At 75.1% G+C, this 20155-nt stretch carries 15 protein-coding genes and 1 pseudogene; 11 read left to right on the top strand and 5 right to left on the bottom strand.

All coding sequences use genetic code 11. The features are described from left to right. The first annotated feature begins 271 nt into the window (after positions 1-271). The 3 genes from OG335_RS01735 (at position 272) to OG335_RS01725 (ending at position 7730) form a co-directional block, all read left to right on the top strand. Positions 272-4756 carry a HAMP domain-containing protein gene (locus OG335_RS01735; RefSeq protein WP_405009157.1) on the top strand — a complete coding sequence of 1495 codons (4485 nt, stop codon included), beginning with the start codon at positions 272-274 and terminating at the stop codon, positions 4754-4756. Between the two features lie 82 nt (positions 4757-4838). Beyond that, a complete protein-coding gene (locus OG335_RS01730; protein ID WP_405009156.1) occupies positions 4839-7403 on the top strand; it encodes a SpoIIE family protein phosphatase in 2565 nt (854 codons plus the stop codon). Between the two features lie 6 nt (positions 7404-7409). After that, positions 7410-7730: a hypothetical protein gene (locus OG335_RS01725; RefSeq protein ID WP_405009155.1), complete on the top strand. Its 321-nt coding sequence runs from the start codon at positions 7410-7412 to the stop codon at positions 7728-7730. 43 nt (positions 7731-7773) lie between these two features. Here the strand turns inward: OG335_RS01725 and OG335_RS01720 are convergent, their stop codons facing one another. The 3 genes from OG335_RS01720 to OG335_RS01710 form a co-directional block, all read right to left on the bottom strand. Continuing rightward, the gene (locus OG335_RS01720; RefSeq protein ID WP_405009154.1) at positions 7774-8610 is read right to left on the bottom strand and encodes a hypothetical protein; all 837 of its coding nucleotides are present in this window, start codon (positions 8608-8610) and stop codon (positions 7774-7776) included. A 98-nt stretch (positions 8611-8708) separates the two neighbouring features. Then, a complete protein-coding gene (locus OG335_RS01715; protein ID WP_405009153.1) occupies positions 8709-8888 on the bottom strand; it encodes a hypothetical protein in 180 nt (59 codons plus the stop codon). A 106-nt stretch (positions 8889-8994) separates the two neighbouring features. Next, positions 8995-9969 (bottom strand): helix-turn-helix transcriptional regulator, encoded by a 975-nt coding sequence (locus tag OG335_RS01710; RefSeq protein WP_405009152.1) that lies wholly within the window; start codon positions 9967-9969, stop codon positions 8995-8997. A gap of 80 nt (positions 9970-10049) precedes the next feature. Here OG335_RS01710 and OG335_RS01705 point away from each other — a divergent pair, with 80 nt between their 5' ends. From OG335_RS01705 to OG335_RS01695, 3 genes and pseudogenes are all read left to right on the top strand, one after another. Beyond that, positions 10050-10784 carry an alpha/beta fold hydrolase gene (locus OG335_RS01705; RefSeq protein WP_405009151.1) on the top strand — a complete coding sequence of 245 codons (735 nt, stop codon included), beginning with the start codon at positions 10050-10052 and terminating at the stop codon, positions 10782-10784. 22 nt (positions 10785-10806) lie between these two features. Further along, the gene (locus OG335_RS01700; protein ID WP_405009150.1) at positions 10807-11199 is read left to right on the top strand and encodes a DNA glycosylase AlkZ-like family protein; all 393 of its coding nucleotides are present in this window, start codon (positions 10807-10809) and stop codon (positions 11197-11199) included. A 205-nt stretch (positions 11200-11404) separates the two neighbouring features. After that, positions 11405-11545, top strand: a pseudogene (locus OG335_RS01695) (IS5/IS1182 family transposase); the annotation flags it as partial. Positions 11546-11568: 23 nt separating this feature from the next. On the opposite strand, the gene OG335_RS01690 reads toward OG335_RS01695, so the two are convergent. Continuing rightward, complete coding sequence (locus OG335_RS01690; RefSeq protein ID WP_405009149.1) at positions 11569-11934, bottom strand: YybH family protein; 366 nt, start codon at positions 11932-11934, stop codon at positions 11569-11571. A 115-nt stretch (positions 11935-12049) separates the two neighbouring features. Here OG335_RS01690 and OG335_RS01685 point away from each other — a divergent pair, with 115 nt between their 5' ends. The 3 genes from OG335_RS01685 (at position 12050) to OG335_RS01675 (ending at position 15331) form a co-directional block, all read left to right on the top strand. Beyond that, positions 12050-12934 carry a LysR family transcriptional regulator gene (locus tag OG335_RS01685; protein WP_405009148.1) on the top strand — a complete coding sequence of 295 codons (885 nt, stop codon included), beginning with the start codon at positions 12050-12052 and terminating at the stop codon, positions 12932-12934. A gap of 196 nt (positions 12935-13130) precedes the next feature. After that, positions 13131-14273 (top strand): MFS transporter, encoded by a 1143-nt coding sequence (locus OG335_RS01680; protein ID WP_405009147.1) that lies wholly within the window; start codon positions 13131-13133, stop codon positions 14271-14273. Then, the gene (locus OG335_RS01675; RefSeq protein ID WP_405009146.1) at positions 14270-15331 is read left to right on the top strand and encodes a sugar ABC transporter permease; all 1062 of its coding nucleotides are present in this window, start codon (positions 14270-14272) and stop codon (positions 15329-15331) included. Before OG335_RS01680 ends, OG335_RS01675 begins: the two co-directional genes overlap by 4 nt. A 50-nt stretch (positions 15332-15381) precedes the next feature. Here the strand turns inward: OG335_RS01675 and OG335_RS01670 are convergent, their stop codons facing one another. Continuing rightward, positions 15382-16566, bottom strand: a complete 1185-nt coding sequence (locus tag OG335_RS01670) for an acyl-CoA dehydrogenase family protein (RefSeq protein ID WP_405009145.1) — start codon at positions 16564-16566, stop codon at positions 15382-15384. A gap of 182 nt (positions 16567-16748) precedes the next feature. On the opposite strand from OG335_RS01670, the gene OG335_RS01665 reads away from it, so the two are divergent. Together OG335_RS01665 and OG335_RS01660 are read left to right on the top strand one after the other, a co-directional pair. Further along, positions 16749-18515, top strand: coding sequence for a CoA transferase (locus tag OG335_RS01665; protein WP_405009144.1), 1767 nt, complete (start codon positions 16749-16751; stop codon positions 18513-18515). After that, complete coding sequence (locus OG335_RS01660) at positions 18512-20143, top strand: AMP-binding protein (RefSeq protein WP_405009143.1); 1632 nt, start codon at positions 18512-18514, stop codon at positions 20141-20143. Before OG335_RS01665 ends, OG335_RS01660 begins: the two co-directional genes overlap by 4 nt. Positions 20144-20155: the final 12 nt, after the last annotated feature.

Raw genomic sequence — 20155 nt, 5'->3', positions numbered from 1 at the left:
TGAGCGTTCCTGTCACGGGATCGTCAACTCCGTCTTCGGGAGCCGTCCGGGGTGGGGTAGCCTCGCCAACGGCTCACTCCGGGTACTGGTGCGGAGCTGGGTCCGGACAGGCAGCGTGCCGACGGCGGTACCCGGACGGGGTCGGCGACGGCGTCGACGAAGTGGATGTGGGTCGGTTATGGCGGACACCTCGGTGAGCGGATCGCTGCCGAACGCGCGTCGCGGTCGATCGGCGGCCGGCGGGGCGGTCGGGGAACCGGAGCTCCGGCAGTTGCTCGCAGGTCTGACATCGGTGCGGGACGGCGACTTCGGCACCCGGCTCCCGGACGACGCCGACGGCCTGCTGGGCGAGATCGCCACCGTCTTCAACGGCATGGTCGACCAGCTGTCGCTGTTCACCTCCGAGGTCACCCGGGTGGCGCGCGAGGTGGGCACGGACGGGCGGCTGGGCGGTCAGGCCGAGGTGCCCGGGGTGTCGGGCACGTGGAAGGACCTCACCGACTCCGTCAACGCGATGGCGGGCAACCTCACCAGCCAGGTGCGCGACATCGCGCAGGTGGCGACGGCCGTCGCGAAGGGCGACCTGTCGCAGAAGATCGACGTGGCGGCCCGCGGCGAGATCCTGGAGCTGAAGAACACCGTCAACACGATGGTCGACCAGCTCTCGTCGTTCGCCGCGGAGGTGACCCGGGTGGCGCGCGAGGTCGGCAGCGAGGGCCGCCTGGGCGGCCAGGCACAGGTGCCCGGAGTCGCCGGCACCTGGCGAGACCTGACCGACTCGGTCAACTTCATGGCCGGCAACCTGACCGACCAGGTGCGCAACATCGCGCAGGTCACCACGGCCGTCGCGAAGGGCGACCTGTCGCAGAAGATCACCGTGGACGCGCGCGGGGAGATCCTGGAGCTGAAGAACACCGTCAACACGATGGTCGACCAGCTGTCCGCGTTCGCGGGCGAGGTCACCCGGGTGGCGCGCGAGGTCGGTACCGAGGGGCGCCTCGGCGGCCAGGCCGACGTCAAGGGCGTCTCCGGCACCTGGCGCGACCTGACCGACTCGGTCAACTTCATGGCCGGCAACCTGACCGACCAGGTGCGGTCGATCGCGCAGGTCGCCACCGCCGTCGCCGAGGGCGACCTGTCGCAGAAGATCACGGTCACGGCGCGCGGCGAGATCCTGGAGCTGAAGGAGACCATCAACACGATGGTCGACCAGCTCTCCTCCTTCGCGGGCGAGGTCACCCGCGTGGCCCGCGAGGTCGGTACGGAGGGGCGCCTCGGCGGCCAGGCCGACGTCCGCGACGTGTCGGGCACCTGGCGCGACCTCACGGAGTCGGTGAACGTCATGGCGGACAACCTGACGGCCCAGGTGCGGTCGATCGCGCAGGTCACCACGGCCGTCGCGAAGGGCGACCTGTCGCAGAAGATCCGGGTGGACGCGCGCGGCGAGATCCTGGAGCTGAAGGAGACCATCAACACGATGGTCGACCAGCTGTCGGCGTTCGCCGACGAGGTGACGCGCGTGGCCCGCGAGGTCGGCACCGAGGGCAACCTCGGCGGCCAGGCCACGGTGCGCGGGGTGTCGGGGACGTGGAAGGACCTGACGGACAACGTCAACGTGATGGCGTCCAACCTCACCGGGCAGGTCCGTTCGATCGCGCAGGTGGCGACGGCCGTGGCGCGCGGCGACCTGTCACAGAAGATCATCGTGGAGGCGAAGGGCGAGGTCGCGGCGCTCGCCGGGGTGATCAACACGATGGTCGACACCCTCTCGGCGTTCGCCGACGAGGTCACGCGGGTGGCCCGCGAGGTCGGCACCGAGGGCACCCTCGGCGGCCAGGCCCGGGTGCCGAACGTCGCGGGCACGTGGAAGGACCTCACCGACAACGTCAACTTCATGGCGCACAACCTGACGAGCCAGGTCCGCAACATCGCGCAGGTCACGACCGCCGTCGCGCAGGGCGACCTGACCCGCAAGATCGACGTCGACGCGCGCGGCGAGATCCTGGAGCTGAAGACCACCATCAACACGATGGTCGACCAGCTCTCCTCCTTCGCCGCCGAGGTCACCCGCGTGGCCCGGGAGGTCGGCAGCGAGGGCCGGCTCGGCGGGCAGGCCGAGGTCGAGGGCGTCTCCGGCACGTGGAAGCGCCTGACCGAGAACGTCAACGAGCTTGCGGGGAACCTCACCCGGCAGGTCCGGGCGATCGCCGAGGTCACCGGCGCCGTCGCGGAGGGCGACCTGACCCGCTCGATCACCGTGGACGCCTCGGGCGAGGTCGCCGACCTCAAGGACAACATCAACTTCATGGTGGAGTCGCTCCGCGAGACCACCCGGGCCAACGAGGACCAGGACTGGCTGAAGTCCAACCTCGCGCGGATCTCCAGCCTCATGCAGGGCCGCCGCGACCTGGGCGTCGTCGCCGAACTCGTCATGGACGAGCTGACCCCGCTGGTGTCGGCCCAGTACGGCGCCTTCTACCTCGCCGAGGACACCTCCGGCGGCACCGAACTCCAGCTCATCGGCTCCTACGCGTACCCCGCAGGCGCCGGGCTGCCCACCCGCTTCGCACTCGGCAGCTCCATCGTCGGCCAGGCCGCACGCTCCAAGCGCATGATCCTCGTCGAGGACCTGCCCGCGGGCTACGTCGCCGTCTCGTCCGGGCTCGGCTCCACCGCCCCCGTCCACCTCGTCGTCCTGCCGATCGTGGTCGAGGAGCAGGTGCTCGGCGTCATCGAGCTGGCCACCGTGCACCGGTTCACCGACGTCCACCGGGCCTTCCTGCAACAGCTGATGGAGACCATCGGCGTCAACGTCAACTCCATCGTCGCCAACGCCCGCACCGACGAGCTCCTCGGGGAGTCGCAGCGACTCACCGCCGAACTCCGCGTCAGGTCGGAGGAGTTGCAGGCGCGGCAGGAGGAACTTCAGTCCTCCAACGCCGAACTGGAGGAGAAGGCCGCCCTGCTGGCCGCACAGAACCGCGACATCGAGACCAAGAACCTGGAGATCGAGCAGGCCCGCCAGGAGCTGGAGGACCGCGCCCACCAGCTCGCGCTGGCCTCGAAGTACAAGTCGGAGTTCCTCGCGAACATGAGCCACGAGCTGCGCACGCCCCTCAACAGCCTGCTGATCCTCGCCCAGTTGCTCGCGCAGAACCCCACCCGCAACCTCACCGCCAAGCAGGTCGAGTACGCCGGGATCATCCACTCCGCCGGCTCCGACCTGCTCCAGCTGATCAACGACATCCTCGACCTCTCCAAGGTCGAGGCCGGCAAGATGGACGTGACGCCGGAACGGATCCCGCTGCGCCAGCTGCTGGACTACGTCGAGGCCACCTTCCGGCCGCTGACCGGGCAGAAGAGCCTCGACTTCGACGTCACCACCGCCGCGGGCGTACCGGTCGACGTGCTGACCGACGACTACCGGCTGCGGCAGGTGCTGCGCAACCTGCTCTCCAACGCGGTCAAGTTCACCGAACGCGGACGGGTCGCGCTGCGGATCGAGCCCGCCGACGAGTCGCGGATCCCCGAGGTCGCGCGCCGCGGCGGCCCGGTCGTGGCCTTCCACGTCGTCGACACCGGCATCGGCATCGCCCCGCAGCACCTGGAGAGCGTCTTCGGCGCCTTCCAGCAGGCCGACGGCACCACCAGCCGCAAGTACGGCGGCACCGGCCTCGGCCTCTCCATCAGCCGCGAGATCGCCTACCTGCTCGGCGGCGCCATCACCGCCGAGAGCGAGCCCGGCCGGGGCAGCACCTTCACCCTCTACCTGCCCGCCACCCACCCCGACGTGGAGTCCGCGGCCCTCGCGGCCGACCGGCCCGTCCGGGAGCTCGGCCCGACCGCCGCCGCCGGACCGCAGGAGACGGCGCGCATCCCCGCCCCGGCCGCCCCGGCCCCCGTGCCCCGCCGCAAGCACCTCCTCGTCGTCGAGGAACGCCCCCGGGGCCTGCTGTCGCTCGTCGCCGAGAGCGCCGTCGCCGACCTCGCCGGCCACGCGGACTCCCGCCCGGTGGAACTCGTCACCGCCGTGGGCGCGCAGGAGGCCGCCGCCGCCCTCGCGGGCCGGGCCTTCCACTGCGTCGTCCTGGAGCTCGACCTCGCGGACGGCGCCGCGCTGCGCTTCCTCGACCAGATGGAACGCGACCCGGCACTGCACGGCGTGCCCGTGCTCGCGCACAACAACCGCCGGCTCGGCAGCACCCAGGAGCGCGCCCTCCAGGAGCGTGCCGCCGTGCCGCCGCTCGAACTCCTCTCCAGCCTGGACGAGTTGCGCGAGCGCATCGCCCTGCACCTGAGTGCGGAGCAGCCCGGCGACGTACTCCCGCTGGTCCGCGCCGACGAGCCCGCCCGCCATGTCGCCCACGACGTGGACGGCTCCCTCGCGGGCCGCACCGTGCTGGTCGTGGACGACGACGACCGCAACCTGTACGCCATCACCGGGATCCTCGAACTCCACGGCGTCCGCGTGTTGCAGGCCGAGCACGGGCGGGCCGGGATCGACGTCCTCACCTCGCACCCGGGGATCGACCTCATCCTGATGGACGTGATGATGCCGGAGATGGACGGCTACACCGCCACCGCCGCGATCCGGGCGATGCCCGGCCACGCCGACCTGCCGATCATCGCGGTCACCGCGAAGGCGATGCCCGGTGACCGGGAGAAGAGCCTCGGTTCGGGGGCCAGCGACTACGTCACCAAGCCGGTGGACGCCCGTGACCTGATCGCCTGCATCCAGCGGTGGCTGCATCCCTAGGACCGACGCAGACCGACGTAGTGCCGACGGCGGCCCGCCCGGGCCCCTCACCTGCCCGCACCCGCCCATCGAGGAGCAGTCGGTGACCACACCCCCCGCACCGCACGGACGAGCCGTCGGCCGGCCACCGGTCGCGGCCGTCCCGCAGCAGCACACCCGCCCCGCCGACGACACCGCTGCCGCCGCCGGCACCACGGTCGACGCTTCGGGGGCCGACGCCTCCGGAGCCGACGGCGCCGCGAGGCCCCCCGCGGGCGGCGGGGTCGTGGGCAGGCTCGCGTCCACCGTCGAACGGCTGCGCGCGGAGGTCGCCGACGCGCACGCGGCCGCCGACGGGCGCGCCCTCGTCGAGCTCGCCACCGGGATCCTCGTCGAACGGCTCGGCTGCGGGCCCGCCCTCGCCGGGCGTCAGCTCGCGGACCTCGCCCGGAAGGCCGGGGTGCCGCCCCTCGAACTCGCGGCGGACCTCATCGACCAGGCCTCCCGTGACCGCTTCACCGAGGTGGCCCGCGAATTCGTCGCCACGGCCACCGCCACGGACAGCGCCACCGCCGCCACGTCCGCCACCGCCGCATCCACCGCAGCCGCCGCCGCCGCCCCGACCGCTGCGCCGCCGGGGAGCCTCTCGGTACGGCTCCGCACCGCCGGGACGAGCCTGCGGACCGGTGACGTCCAGGCCGTGGCGGACTCCCTCATGGCCCACGCGCTGGCACCGCTCGGCGCCACCGGGGTGGCCGTCTGGGCGGCGCAGGCCGACGGCTCGCTCGCCCTGGCCGGGAGCGCGGGGTTCTCTCCGGAGGAGGCCCGCCGCTGGCACCACGTGCCGCCCGGCGTCCACACCCCCGCCACCCGGGCCCTCGCCGACCGGGGCCCGGCCGTGCACGGGACCCTCGCGCTGCCGTCCATCGGGCAGTACCGGTTCCCCGGCGGGCGTGTCGCCGTCCCCGCGGGCGTCAACGGGCGCATCTCCGGCGTCCTGGAGCTCTGCTGGCCCGAGGCGATCGAGCCGCCCGCACCCCGCATCCTGCGCCAGATCGAGGCGCTCGCCGAGCTCTGCGCGCACGCCATGGAGGACCGGCCCGCCGCCGCCGACCGCCGCTACGGCCCGGGGGCCGACGCCCAGCTCTGGGAGCTCCGCGAACTCACCGACGGCCTCCAGGACGCGGCCCTGATCCTGCGGCCCGTCCTCGGCGGCGACGGCCGGCCGTCCGACTTCACGGTCGAGCACGTCAACCCGAACTTCCTCGACTTCGCGGGCCGCCCCCGCAGCGCCGTGGCCGGTGCCACCCTGCTGGAGGCGTACCCGATGGCCGCCGAGCCCGGCGGCCTCTTCGAGAAGGTCGAGAGCGTCCACGCCACCGGCGAGCCGTTCCGGGAGGCGAGGATGCAACTCGTCGCCCTGGTGGACGACGTGCCGCTGCGGTCGACCGCTGCCGTGGCCATCAGCCGGCACGCCGACCGCGTCGTCGTGGTGTGGCGCCTGGAGGACGACGCCCGACGCGTCGCCAGCCTCCTCCAGCACGCGCAACGCCTGGGCCGGATCGGCGGGTTCGAGGAGGACCTGCGGACCGGGGAGATCACCTGGAACGACACCCTCTTCGACCTGTACGGGCTGCCCGCCACCGCGGCCCCCGTCGCGCTCGAACAGCTCGCGGCGAGTGCCCACACCGACGACGCGCACGCCATCGGCAGGTTCCTGCGGGCGGTGCTCCACCACCGGCAGCCCGCGTCCACGGCCTTCCGCCTGCAGCGCGCCGACGGGGTCGACCGCCACATCCGGGTGGTGGCCGAGCCCGTCCTGGACGCCGTGGGCCGGCTCGTGGCCGTGCGCGGCGCCTACCAGGACGTGTCCGCCCAGCACTGGACGGAGGTCGCCCTCGCCGCGACCCGTGACCGGCTGGCGGACACCGAGGCGCGGTCCGCGGAGCGCGACCGGCTCGCGCTGCAGCTGCAGCACGCCATCATGCCGCCCAACCGGGGACCGCTCCGACTGGGCGGCCTCAACGTGGCCGTGCGCTACCGCCCCGCGGAGGAGGAGCACGCGGTGGGCGGCGACTGGTACGACACCGTCACCCTGCCCACCGGGCAGGTGATGCTCTGCGTCGGTGACGTCGCCGGACACGGCATCGACGCCGCCACCGGCATGGTCGCGCTGCGTAACGCGCTCCGGGGGCTCGCCGCCACCGGCGCCGGCCCGGCCCAACTGCTGTCCTGGCTCAACGTGGTGGCGTTCCACCTCACCGAGAGCGCCACCGCGACGGCGGTGTGCGCGCTGTTCGACCCGCAGACCAGGTCGATGCGGTGGGCCCGTGCCGGCCACCTGCCCCCGGTGCTGTTGCGGCGCGACGGCGCCGACACGCTGCCGAGGCTCGGCGGCATCCTGCTGGGGGCGATCGGCGACGCGGAGTACGAGGAGGGGCGCGTCCAACTGGAGCCCGGCGACACCCTGCTGATGTACACGGACGGTCTGGTCGAACGCAAGGACCGTTCGCTGGAGGAGTCGCTCGGCCAGCTCCTGGAGACCGCCCTCCGCCCCCGGCAGACGGAGGACCGGTCGCTGCTGGAGAGCAGGCTCGACCACCTGCTCACCTACAGCAGTGCGGACACCGACGACGACACCTGCATCATCGGGATCGAGGTCGGGTGAGCTCCCGTGGGCTCCCGTACGGTGGGACGGACGCGGCGCGGGCGGTGCTCGCCGCCGCGCCCGGAGCGGGAACGGGACGGGGCGGACGGGGCGGCGGTCGACGGAGGCGGGGAGCACGCGGGGAGCGACGTCCTGCTCGTCGTCCCGGAGCTGGTCGGCAACGCCGTACGGCACGCCCCCGGGCCGCCTGTGCTCACCGTTGAGGCCGCCGTCAGCGGCGTCCGGGTCACCGTCGGCGACGGCAGTGCGGTGCTGCCCGCCCCGCGCACGCCCGACCTCACGGGCACCCGCGGCGGCAAGGACATCCACGCCGTGCTGCCCTGGTAGGCGGAGCGAGCCGGCGCCGTCCAGGGCAGCGCGGCGTGGACGATCAGCGCGAGGGGCTCGCGGTGGCCGCGCCCACGGACCGAAGGACGGCCGTGAGGTTCTCCAGTCCCAGCCTGAGAATGGACGCGCCGGAGTTCACCTTGGACTTGACGTCCTCCTGCTCGGTCATCGCGTCGCGGCAGTCGGACGCGCCCTGGCCCAGTTGCCCGAGAGCCGCCTTCCAGTAGCCCTGTGTCCGGGAGTCGGGCACGGGAGCGTACGCCTCGGCGTCCTCGACGTCGTGAGCCAGCCGAGCGCAGGAACTGCTCAGGTGGAGGAGGCCGGCCTGGCTGGAACTCCCGGCGTTCATCGCCTCGATGTCGTCCAGCACCGACGTCGTCCGGGACACCAGCTGGGTGATCCTGCTGTTCGCACCCGAGGAGTACCACTTCGCGGAGTCCTGGGCGGCGTCGGTCGTGCCCGGCGAGCTGCTGCCGCAAGCGGTGAGCAGCGCCGCGACGGCAAGGACCGTCGGTGCGGAAGCGCGGACGCGCATGGAAGTACCCCCCCGGGTGGATGGGCTCACCCTGCCACAGATCCGGCGACCCGGGTGCGTTTTGTGACGGCGCCGTGCAGTGGGGTCCTGGCTGGCGACGTGCCGGGCGACGGCGTCGACGCCGGGCCGTGCGTACCGCTCCAGGGAGCGGACGGAGGCGTGGCGGGAGCGGGCCGGGAGCATGGGTGTGCTGGTGCCGGACTCGGCGTCGTGGGTGAGCGCGGTGTGCCGCCAGCGGTGCAGCGTGAAGCCCTGGAGCTCGTTCCATTGCTCGGGGCGGGCGAGGGGGTTGGCCGGTAGCCGGGTGCTCTCTTCGAAGATCTCCTCGGCTCGGCGGTAGGACAACCGAGCCCGTCCGGTGGTTGTGCAGACGTCCATCGTCGGGGTGCCTGCGGGCGCGCGGCGTTCGGTGAGGAACAGCGGCCCTTCGGTGCGGCCGGCGATCAGGCGGGGCAGCAGCCGGGCCGCACCGGACCCGTCGGGGTCGGCTCGCCCGCGAGCATCCAGCCCCAGTTCGTCAGCGAGATCCGGTAGATCCGCGCCGAGCCCTTCGAGATGCCCGCCGCTGTCGGGTAGCGGTCCACCGCCGCCGCATACGTCGCCGGACCGGTGGCCAGAGGCACGACACGAGCGCGCGGAAGTCGGAACGCCCCCGGGCTTCTGGCACGGCGGCCTGTTCGATCGCCACCGTTGCCCGCCCCTCCGTCGTTGTCGCGGTAAATCCGTGATTTACCGCGGCAGGGCTCCCGGCTGTCGTTCGGCGGCGGCAGCGAGTTGACCCGCCAGGTCCTTGAGGGCTTGGCGGAGTTCGTCGGGGCTGTGGATGGTGAAGGGCCACTCCAGCGAGGCGAGCAGGTGTGCCATGCCGTCGAGGCGTTCCGCCTGTGCCCGCATCAGCACGCCGACGGGTTGGGCGGTGAGCGTGACAGCCGTCCCCGGCAGCCTTCTGGCGATCTCGTCGAGAGGGCCGTGGATCGTCACCTCGACCTGCCAGCGGTAGGGCCCCTGGGCGAGGGCCGCAGTGAGGTGGGCGACCGGGTCGAAGCCGTCAGGGGTGGTGAAGGTCTGCGGGCGGGGGGTGACGGAGGCGATGCGGTCGATGCGGAAGGTTCGCAGGTCGTCGCGGAGGTGGTCGTGGCCGACGAGATACCAGCGGCCGGTGTGGAAGACCACGCCATAGGGGTCGATGTCGCGCTCGGTCTGGTCCTGCCGCCAGGACAGGTAGGCGATGCCGACGGTCGTCCTGGCACGCGAGGCCTGTGCCAGAGCCAGCAGGACACCGCTCCCGGGTGCCTGCGCGCTCACGGCGTTGGCGGTGAAGGACAGCGTCTCCCGCATGGCGGCGAGCGGCTCCCGCAGGGCCTGCGGGAGCACCCTCTCGATCTTGGCCCGGGCGCCCGCGCCGGCCAGCACCGTCGTACCCATCCCGAGCCGTTCGGCCGCGAGGAGTCCGAGGACGACCGCGAGGGCCTCGTCATTGGTGAGCACCAGGGGCGGCATCCGGTAGCCGCGGGCCAGCCGGTAGCCGCCATGGCGGCCGCGCTCGGCCTCCACGGGGATGCCCAGGTCGCGCAGGTGGGCGACGTACCGGCGGACCGTACGGACATCGGTGTCCAGCCGGTCGGCCAGCTCACTCCCGGTGAGCCCGGCGTTCGACTGGAGCACTTCCAGCAGGGTCAGCACGCGGGTCAGGGGATGCGACACGGATCACTCGACATTTCAGGGCTGATTCTGTCCTGTATCGACTCTACGCTCCCCGCAGCACCTCACTTCAGGGAGATCACATGACCACCTTCGTACTCGTTCCCGGCGCCTGGCTCGGCGCGTGGGCCTGGCAAGACACCGCCGACGCGCTGCGGGAGCACGGCCACACGGCGCTGCCGCTGACACTGACCGGACTGGCCGAGCGCGCCGGGGAGGGCGGGCCCCGGACGGATCTGGACGTGCACATCGCGGACATCACCGACTTCGTCGAGAAGAACGACCTGCGCGAGGTCACCCTGGTGGCGCACAGCTACGCGGCCGCCCCCGTCACCGGGGCGGCCGGGCGACTCGGTGACCGGCTGGAGCGTGTGGTCTACGTGGACAGCGCCCCGTTCGCCGAGGGCATGCGCATGCTCGACCTCATGCCACCGGAGGTAGCGGACCAGTTGAGCCGGCAGGTCGCGGCCCGCGGCGACGGTTGCCGGCTCCCGATGCCGCCGTTCGAGGTCCTGGGTCTGTCCAGCAGCCTCGACGGACTGGATGAGGGCCGGCGGGACGTGCTGAGCGCACGTGCCACCCCTCAGCCGTTCGGCACCTACACCCAGCGCCTCGCCGGTCCGGTCGAACCCGGCCCCGGCGTGGACCGTGTCCTGGTCGCCTGCCGCGACTTCCAGGGCCTGCTGGATGCCGGGGTGCCGATGCTGGCCTTCCTCGACCACGCGCCGTGGCGGCGCTTCGACCTGTCCACCGGACACTGGCCCATGCTGTCGACGCCCGCCGAGCTCGCCGACATCCTCCACGCGGCCGTCTCCTGACCGAGACGGCCACACACAGCCCATGCTTGACCACGAGAGCGTCCGCGGGCTGCGGGCCCGCGCGCCGGCCCTGGCCGACGGAGTGCGGGAAGCCTCCGCCGAGGCGGTCGTCCGCCGGGTCTTCGCCATCCAGGCCCAGGACGCCATGGCCGCCGACCTGGGCATCCGGGTGCGCGGGCGGAACATCACGGCCGCCGGCATCCGCGCGGCGTACGAGGACGACCGGAGCATCGTGCGCGGCTGGTTCATGCGGGGCACCCTGCACGCCATCCCCAGCTCGGATGCCCGCTGGGTGCTGCGGCTGCTCGCCCACGTCAACTTCCACGGCCGCTACGGCTTCGCACTGCCCGCCGAGGTCGAGGGCGGCCGGCTCCGCTCCACCCGCAAGCCCGCCGACGCCACCGCCTCGCTCTAGGAGGACCCGGCAGGCTCGCCCGACGCCCGGGCGAGCCGGTAGCGGACCTTCTCGTGCGACAGGCCAACCCCGCCGCCGATCTGCCGCAACCCCCAACCCTCCGCCTTCGCCGCCGCCATCCCGCTGTCCAAGGCCGTGTCCGTCACCTCGTCCAGCGCCTGCCGCAGCTGAACGACCAGCCGCAGCCGGATCGCGGGACCCCAAGACCGTGCACGCGGAAGCGATGATCAAGGTCGCCATGATCCGACTCATGGCCGCCCTCCTCGCCGGCGAGGAGATCGAGCCACGCGGCCCCATCAAGACCGAGGCAGCCCGTCGCCTCGCCGACGACATCAACAGCCAGTAGCCACCCAACGACCCGACACTTTTTCAGGCGGTGGGCGGGGCGAACTCGGGCTGGTCGAGCAGGCGCAGCCAGCTTCCGTCGGGCTGGCGCCGGACGACCTGGGCCCGGGCGCCGCTCCCGTCCTTCGGCGGGGTCGAGGTGAGGGCGATGTCGCCGCTGACCAGCGTCGGCAGCGGCTCCTCGGGGGTGAAGTGGGGACGGCCGGCGAGCACCTTCTCCCACAGCGCGCGGATCGCCTCCCGGCCCACGGTCAGCCGGCCGGGCGGGTAGGCCATCACCGCGTCCTCCTCGTAGAGGGCGGCGACCCCGGCCGCGTCACCGGCGTTGGACCGCTCGACGAACAGGCGGGTGATGTCCTCGGGCCGCAGGGCCTTCTCGTACTCCGGCACGGCTTCCTCCTGGTGTGCGGTTCCGTCCGATGCGCGGTTCCGTCGGTTCCCAGCCTGGTCGGCCGCCGACCGGAAGTCCAACAGCTGGATCTGCTGGAAGCTAGAATCCGCAGTCATGGAACTGCGGCAGCTGGAGTACTTCGTCGCCGTCGCCGAGGAGCGGAACTTCACCCGCGCGGCCGAGCGGGTGCACATCAGCCAGTCCGGGGTCAGCGCCCAGATCCGCCGGCTGGAACGCGAGCTCGGCGCCGAGCTGTTCGACCGGTCGGCCCGCACCGCCACGCTGACCGTCGCCGGGAAGGCCGCGCTCGAACCCGCCCGCGCCGCGCTCGCCGCAGCCCGGGCCGTCGGCCAGGCCGTGGGGGAGGTGACCGACCTGATCCGGGGCCGGCTCACGGTCGGGATGGTCACGGGCTGCACCGTCACCCCGCTGTTCGACGCCCTCGCGGCGTTCCACCGGGCGCACCCCGGGGTCGAGATCGCGCTGCTGGAGGACACCTCGGACCGGCTCGTCGAGGGGGTCCGCGCCGGTGCTCTCGACCTCGCTCTCGTCGGCACCGCGGCCGCCACCCCGGACGGGCTGGAGGCGCTGACCCTCGTCAGCGAGCGGCTCGTCGCCGCGGTACCGGCCGGGCATCCGCTGGCGGACCGGCGGCGGGTCACGCTGGGCGACCTGGCCGCCCACCCGATCGTCTGCATGCCGCCCGGCACCGGCCTGCGCACGGTGTTCGACCGGGCCTGCGCCGCGCAGGGCCTGCGGCCCGTGATCGCACTGCAGGCCGGTGCCGCGGACGCCGTCGTCGACCTCGCCGCCCGCGGGCTCGGCGTCGCCGTCCTCAGCGCCTCGATGGCCGCGGACCCCCGGCTGACCGCCCGCACCATCGACGACGTCGACACACCGGCGGTGCTCGCCCTGGTCTGGAGGAGCACGCACAACCCCGCCGTGCGCGAGCTGCTCGTGCACGCCGGGAGGGCGTTCGCCGCACCCGACCCGGGGTGACGGCCGCGCCCGGTCGGCGCCGCCGCACCCGCCGTCCGTCCGTGCGGTGGTGCGCCGGGCGGCCGAGCGGGGCGGCGGGAACCCGGCGCAGCACGGACACGACTGTCTGACGAGCGGCCAGGGCGGGCGCCGGCGCGGGAAGGCGGTCGTGGGGATGACGGTGCGTGGTGGCGGGGAGCCCCGGTCGGGACCGGGGGTGACGGCGCTGCTGACGTGCGCCATGGCCTTCTCGATGATGCAGCTGTTCCTGTTGGGAGCACTCGGACCGCGCCTGGTGGGCGGGTCGGTCCTCTCCCGGACGGAGCTCGGCCTCACCACCACCGTCGGGTTCGGCACGGCCGCGCTCCTCTCGCCGGTCGCGGGGCGGCTGGTCGACCGGGCCGGGCCGCGCCGGTGCGTGGTGGCGCTGCTGCTGCTGGCGGCCGTCTCGCTCGGGATGATCGCCGCGGCACCGGGGGCCGGCCTGCTGCTGGGCGCGGTGGCGCTCGGCGGGCTCCCGCAGGCGCTGGCCAACCCGGCGACGAACAAGGTGATCCTCGGCGCCTTCGCACCGCGGCGGCGCGGGGCGGTGACCGGGTGGAAGCAGTCGGGGGTGCAGGCGGGTGCGTTCGCGGCGGGCCTTCCGCTGTCGCTGCTGGCCGCCGGTGTCGGGTGGCGCGGCGCCGTGTGGACGGCGGCCGGCGCGGCGGCCCTCGCCGCCCGGTGGGCGGCGCGCGCCCTGCCCGCGGACCCCGCACCGGCCCGGGGCCGCGTGCCCTCCGGTGCGGCGGGTGCCGTGGCGGCCCGGCTGGCGGTGTTCTCGCTGCTGCTCGGCGGCGGCGTGGCGTCGGTCAACACGTACCTGGCGCTGTTCGGCACCCAGCGGCTCGGCCTCCCGGCGACGGTGGCGGCCCTGCCGGTGGCGGTGCTGGGCCTGGCCGGGATGGCCGGACGGGTCGGCTGGTCGCGGGTGGCGGACCGGGAGGGCCGGGCGGCGGCGCTGCCGTCGGTGCTCTCGCTGGGCGCGGTCGGTGCGGCCCTGCTGCTGGCCGCCGCGGTGCCGCTGCCGGCGCTGGTGTGGCCGGGCGCGGTGGCGGTGGGGGTGTTCGCGGTGTCGGCGAACGCCGTGTCGATGGTGCTGGTGATGCGGAGTTCGGCGCCGGGGCGCGCCGGGCAGGACTCGGCGATCGTGTCGGCGGGCTTCTTCGCCGGGTTCGCGGTCGGCCCGCCGGTGTTCGCCCGGGCCGTCTCGGCGGCCGGGTACGGGCCGGGCTGGCTGCTGGTCGCCGCCGAGTTCGCGGCCGCCGCGGCCGTCACCGCCCCGCTCGCCGTGCGCGGGGCCCGCCCGGTGACGGCGTGAACCGCGTCGGGCCGCACTGGGCGGGGCCGGCGCTGGCCGCCGTGCTCGGCCGGGCCGCGGCGACCGCCGCCGAGGTCGGGCCGCGCTTCCCGCTGTACGCCGACCCGGACACCGGCCGGTGGACGACGACCGGCCGCGGGTCGTGGACCGGCGGGTTCTGGGCGGGGCTGCTCCGGCTGCGCGCCCTGGCCTCCGGCGACCGTGCCGACGCGGAGGCCGCCCGCGCCTGCACCGGGCGCCTGGCGGGCTGGGCCGGGGAGGACACGGCGACGCGGGGCATGATCCTCTGGTACGGCACCGCGGCGGCCGGCGGCACGGCGGACGGGCTGCGCGAGCGGGCCGCGCACGCCTGCCTGGCCGCGTTCGACCGCGAGCTGGGCGTCGTGCCGTGGGGGAGCGCCTTCGGCGGGCCCCGGCTGCTGGCCCGCGCCGACGGCGTACCGGGCACCGTGCCGCTGCTGGCCCGGGCCGGGGCCGCCGGAGTGGAGGCCGCCCGCTCGCACCTGGTGCGGCACCTGGAGCTGTGCCTCGGCGAGGACCCGCCGCGCCCGGCCTGGGCGGCGCTGCCCGGCGGCGGCTGGCGGGGTTGCGCGGAGCCGGCGCCGGGCTGGAGCCGGACGGCGGCGTGGCTGCTGCTCGGTGCGGCCGACGGGACGGCCGTGCCCGGCTTCGGCGCCGGTGGAGCGCTGCGGGAGGCCGTGGACCGCCTGGTCGCGCTGCGGCTCGCGGCCGGGGTGCCGCCGGTGCCCCGGGCGGGCGCGGGCGGCGGACCGCCCGACACGTCGGCGGCGGCCGTCGAGGCGGTCGCCGCCCTGAAACTGGCCGCGCTGGCCCGGGCGTCGGCGGACGGGCGCACCGCGGACCGGCTGGCGGCCCGCGCCGAGCTGGTCCTGCACCGCCTCTGCACCCGCCACCTGTCGCCCGCCGGGGCGCTGCTCGACGGGTGCTACGACGCCGAGCGCGGCCTGGCCGTCCGTCATGAACTCGTCTGGGGCGACTTCTTCCTGGCCCTGGGACTGGCCGTGCTCACCGGACTGGTCGGGCCCTTCGCGTTCTGACCCCGGCCCCGTGCACCGGCTGGTCCCGCGGGGCGGGGCCGGGCCCGGGGTCAGCGCAGCACCCGGCGGGCGACGGCCGCGATGTGCAGTTCGTCGGGGCCGTCCAGCAGCCTGGCCGTGCGGCCGGCCCGGAAGAGTGCCGGCAGCGGGGTGTCCGGGCCGAGGCCGGCCGCGCCGTGGACCTGGACGGCGGCGTCGGTGACCTGCTGGAGCATCCGGGCCGCGGCGACCTTGGCGAGCCCGGTCTCGATCCGCGCGTCCTGCCCGGCGTCCAGGCGGGCCACCGCCTCGTGGACGAGCGGACGGGTGGTGCGGATGGCGAGCAACGAGTCGAAGACCAGCTGCTGGACGAGCTGGCGGTCGGCGAGCGGGCCCGCCGCCTGCGTACGGGAGCGGGCCCGCGCGCACATCAGCTCGTAGGCCCGCGCCGCCTGGCCGAGCCAGCGCAGGCAGCGCAGGAGGCGGCCCAGGCGCAGCCGCTCGCCGGCGATCCGCAACGCCTGGCCGGGTGCGCCGACCACGTGGTCGGCGGGCACCGTGACCCCGTCGAGCTCGATCTCCCACTGCCCGCCCGCGCCGAGGACCGGCAGCTCGCGGACCACCCGGAAGCCGGGCGCCGACGTGGGTACGAGCAGCAGCGACAGGCCGTCGGTGTCCGGTGCGCGGCCGCTCGTGCGGGCCATGACGGTGACCAGGTCGGCGTCGCCGGCCCCGGTCGTGAACCACTTGCGGCCGTGCAGGGTCCACCGGCCGTCCTCGCCCCGGACGGCACGGGTCGTGGTCGTCGCCGGGTCGGTGCCGGGGGAGTCGGGGTCGGTCATCGCGTAGCACGTACGCAGCCCGCCTGCGGTGATGCGTCGGAGGTGGCGCTCGCGCACGGCCGGTGAGGCGTGGCGCTGCAGCATCAGCACGTCGAGCAGCGGGGCCGATCCGAGGGCGGCCGGGCCGTGGTCGCTGGCGCCCTCCGCCTCGGCGAGGTGCGCGTGGACGGACAACGGCACGCCCTGGCCGCCGAGTTCGCGGGGCAGCGGCAGTGCCCAGAGCCCTGCCGCACGGGCCTCGTCCTGGAGCCGCGCCAGTGCCGTACGGGCGGCGGTGCCCCCGGCGTCGAGGACGGCCTCGCACGGCATCACCCGCGCCCGGACGAACTCCGCCACCCTGTCGCGCAGTTCGACCGCCGCCTCCGGACAGGCGGGAAGGCCGTACCCGGATTCGGCGGTTTCGTGATCTTTCATGGTGATTCCTCCGGACCCGTCGGGAACCCGACGACGTGACCGTCCGACGTTCTGGTCGTGGAACTGGTCGGCCCCGGACGCCGCCGAGTTCCCGCCCCTCCCCGCACACCTGCCGACGGGCACCGGGAGCCCGCACCCGAGACCCGGACAGCCGTACCCCGGCCGCCCGGACAAGGAGAGCCATGGTCCACCTCGCACCCGCCCCGCCGGCCCGACCGCTCGACGCACTGGACCTGCGCGTCTCCGGGCCGCCCGCGCTGACGGCCCCGGCCGTGGCCCACCTGCGGGCCCTCGGGGCGACGGTCGCCGGGGAACCCCGTGCCGACGGCCCGGCCAGGTTCGAGGCACCGGGCGGCCCGAGCGCCGAACTCGCCTGGGCCGACCTGTGGCGGCCCGAGGACGCCGCGGACGAGGCGACCGTCCAGGCCGTCACCGGCATCATGCACGTCCACGGCAGACGCGACGGCGCACCGCGGGGCCTCGCCCGGGATTACGCCGCGACCTGCGCCTCCGTCCTCACCGTGCAGGGCCTGCTCGCCGCCCTCCTCGGCCGGGCCCGCTCCGGCGCGGCCGCCGCACACGTCGCCACCGGTGCCGACCGCGCCGCGCTGCTGACGGTCTCCCAGTACCTCGCCGCCGCAGGCGCCGACGAGGACGAGGCGGTGCCGACCGGCCCCGGCGGGCCGCCGTTCACCGCCGCCGACGGCACCCGCTTCGAACTGGAGGCGCTGGAACCGGACGTCTGGGCGGCGTTCTGGCGCCGCCTCGGCGCACCCGCGGACGCGATCCGGGCCGGCTGGCGCCCCTTCCAGTTCCGCTACGCCACCGCCTGCGCCGCCCTCCCCGACGCCCTGCACCGCACGGCCCGGGCCGCCTCCTGGGCACAGGTCCGGCAGGCCGCGGCCGGCTCCCGCGCCGACGTGTGCCGCCTGCACTCCCTCGCCGACCGGGCCGCCGACCCGGCTCCCGGCCCGCCGTGGTCGTTCCGTCCCGGCCGCGCCACCGGCACCCCGCCCCGGGCCCCGGCCCGCCCCGCCGCGACCGATCCGGCTCTGCCACTCGCCGGACTGACGGTGCTGGAGGCCGGACGGCGCGTCCAGGCGCCGCTCGCCGCCCACCTGCTGGGCCTGCTCGGCGCCGACGTGGTGCGCATCGAACCGCCGGGCGGCGACCCGTTGCGCGGCATGCCGCCCTGCTGCGACGGCGTGTCGGCGCGCTGGCTCGCCCTCAACCGGGGCAAGCAGGTCACGGAGATCGACATCAAGGCCCCGGCCGGGCAGGCCGAACTGCGCGAACTCGCCGCGACCGCCGACGTGTTCCTGCACAACTGGGCGCCGGGCAGGGCCGAGCGGCTCGGTCTCGACGCCGACGCCCTCTCCCTCGCCAACCCCGGCCTCGTGTACGCCTACACCGGCGACTGGGCCGAGCGGCTGCCCGGAGCCCCCACCGGCACGGACTTCATGGTGCAGGCCCGCACCGGCGTCGCCGAGGCCGTCCGCACGGCGGACGAGCCGCCCGGGCCGTCCCTCATGACGCTCATCGACGTCCTCGGCGGCCTGCACGGCGCCGAGGCCGTGCTCGCCGCCCTGCTGCTGCGCGAACGCACCGGCCGCGGCGTACGCGCCGAGTCCTCCCTGCTCGGCGCGGCCGAGACACTCACCGCCCCCGCGGCCGGGCCCGCACCGGCCGGCTTCCGCCGACCACTGGCCACCGCCGACGGCTGGATCGCCCCGGCCGACCGGTCCGCCGCACCGGCCCTCCGCCACGCCGCCGCACTGAGGACCCTCCCCACCACCGACGCCCTGGCCGCCCTGCGCGCCCGCGGCCTCACCGCGACCGCCGTCACCACCGACCTGCGCACCCTGCCCGCCGACCCGCGCCTGCCCGCCGCCCTCACCCGCGACGGCCACGGCGCCCTCGCCGTCCCCACGCCCTGGAGGTTCTCGTGACACCCGCGATACCCGACCTCGTCCCCGCCGCCCTCCGCCGCACCTGGGCCGCCGACGGCCACTACCCCGACCTCGACCTGTACGCGCTCTTCCGCGCCCGCCGCATCGCCGACCCGCACCGCACCGCCGTCGTCGACCCCCGCGGACCGCTCAGCTACACCGCACTCGACCGCCGGGCCCGCTCGCTGGGGGCAGGCCTCCGGGCCGCCGGGATCTCCGCAGGCGACGTGGTGGGCGTCCAACTCCCCAACGGCCGCGACGCGGTGACCGCCGATCTCGCCCTCGCCGCCCTCGGCGCGATCGCCCTGCCCTTCCCGTCCGGGCGCAGCGCCCGCGAGGCGGTGTCGCTCCTCCGCCGCTCCGGCGCCCGCGCGGTGATCGCCCCCACCGCCCACCGCGACACCCGGCCCGCCCGCGACATCGCCGGCCTGCGCGGCGAACTGCCCGCCCTCGGAGCGGTGGTGGCCGCGGGACAGGGACGGCTGCCGGACGGCTGCCTGTCGTTCGCCGCACTGCTGCGCACCGACGCCACCGCCTTCACCCCCGCCCGTCCCGACCCGGACGCCGCCGCCCGGATCCTCGTCTCCTCGGGCACCGAGGCGGAGCCGAAGATGGTCGCGTACTCGCACAACGCGCTCGCCGGAGGGCGCGGCAACTTCCTGGCGGCGCTGCGCCCTTCGGGCAGCGAACTGCGCTGCCTCTTCCTGGTGCCGCTGGCGTCGGCGTTCGGCAGCAGCGGCACGGCCGTCACGCTCGCCCGGCACGGCGGCACCCTGGTGCTGATGGACCGCTTCACCCCGGCCGACGCCCTGGAGACGATCCGCCGCCACCGGCCCACCCACGTGCTGGGCGTGCCGACCATGGTGCGGATGATGCTCGACCGGCCGTCCGACCGGGCGCTGCCGCCACCCGCCGCCCTGATCCTGGGCGGGTCACCGCTCGACGAGGCCACCCGCGCGGAGGCCGAACTCGCCTTCGGCTGCCCGGTGGTGAACCTCTACGGCTCGGCCGACGGGGTCAACTGCCACAGCGGGCTCGGCGGCAGGCCCATCCAGGAGGACGGCCCGGGCGTCGCGGTCGGCCGCCCCGACCCCGCGGTGACCGACATCCGCATCGCCGCCTCCGGCGGTGCCTCGTGCGGCACCCCGGGGGAGATCGGCGAGATCGAGGCGCGGGGCCCGATGACCCCGCTGTGCTACGTCGCCGCACCCGAGCTCAACGACCGCTACCGCACCGCCGACGGCTGGGTGCGCACCGGCGACCTGGGCGTGTTCGACGCCGACGGTGTGCTGCGGGTCGTCGGCCGGCTCAAGGACATCGTGATCCGCGGCGGGGTGAACATCAGCCCGGCCGAGGTCGAGCGCGCGCTCGCGGCCCACCCGGACGTGCGGGACGTCGTGTGCACCGGCGTCCCGTGCCCGCTCATGGGCGAGCGGCTGGCGGCCTGCGTCGTGCCGAGGGCCGGCCGTACGGTCACCCTGGACGATCTGCGCGCCCACCTGGGGGCGTGCGGCCTCGACCGGTGCAAGCACCCGGAACGGCTGCTGCTGATGGACGCCCTGCCGCTGACCCCGGCCGGCAAACCGGACCGGACGGCCCTGCGCAGGGCGGCCACCGAGGCCCGGTGAGGCCGGCGTACG

The organism is Kitasatospora sp. NBC_01539 (assembly GCF_045040525.1).
Taxonomy (GTDB): domain Bacteria; phylum Actinomycetota; class Actinomycetes; order Streptomycetales; family Streptomycetaceae; genus Kitasatospora.
This window is presented reverse-complemented; position numbering and strand designations above follow the sequence as displayed.

Excerpts from the sequence above, each read along its gene's own strand:
- OG335_RS01705 (WP_405009151.1), top strand. The coding sequence starts at position 10,050 with ATGACCACCTTCGTACTCGTTCCCGGCGCCTGGCTCGGCGCGTGGGCC.
- OG335_RS01700 (WP_405009150.1), top strand. The coding sequence starts at position 10,807 with ATGCTTGACCACGAGAGCGTCCGCGGGCTGCGGGCCCGCGCGCCGGCC.
- OG335_RS01665 (WP_405009144.1), top strand. The coding sequence starts at position 16,749 with ATGGTCCACCTCGCACCCGCCCCGCCGGCCCGACCGCTCGACGCACTG.
- OG335_RS01670 (WP_405009145.1), bottom strand. The coding sequence starts at position 16,566 with ATGAAAGATCACGAAACCGCCGAATCCGGGTACGGCCTTCCCGCCTGT.
- OG335_RS01685 (WP_405009148.1), top strand. The coding sequence starts at position 12,050 with ATGGAACTGCGGCAGCTGGAGTACTTCGTCGCCGTCGCCGAGGAGCGG.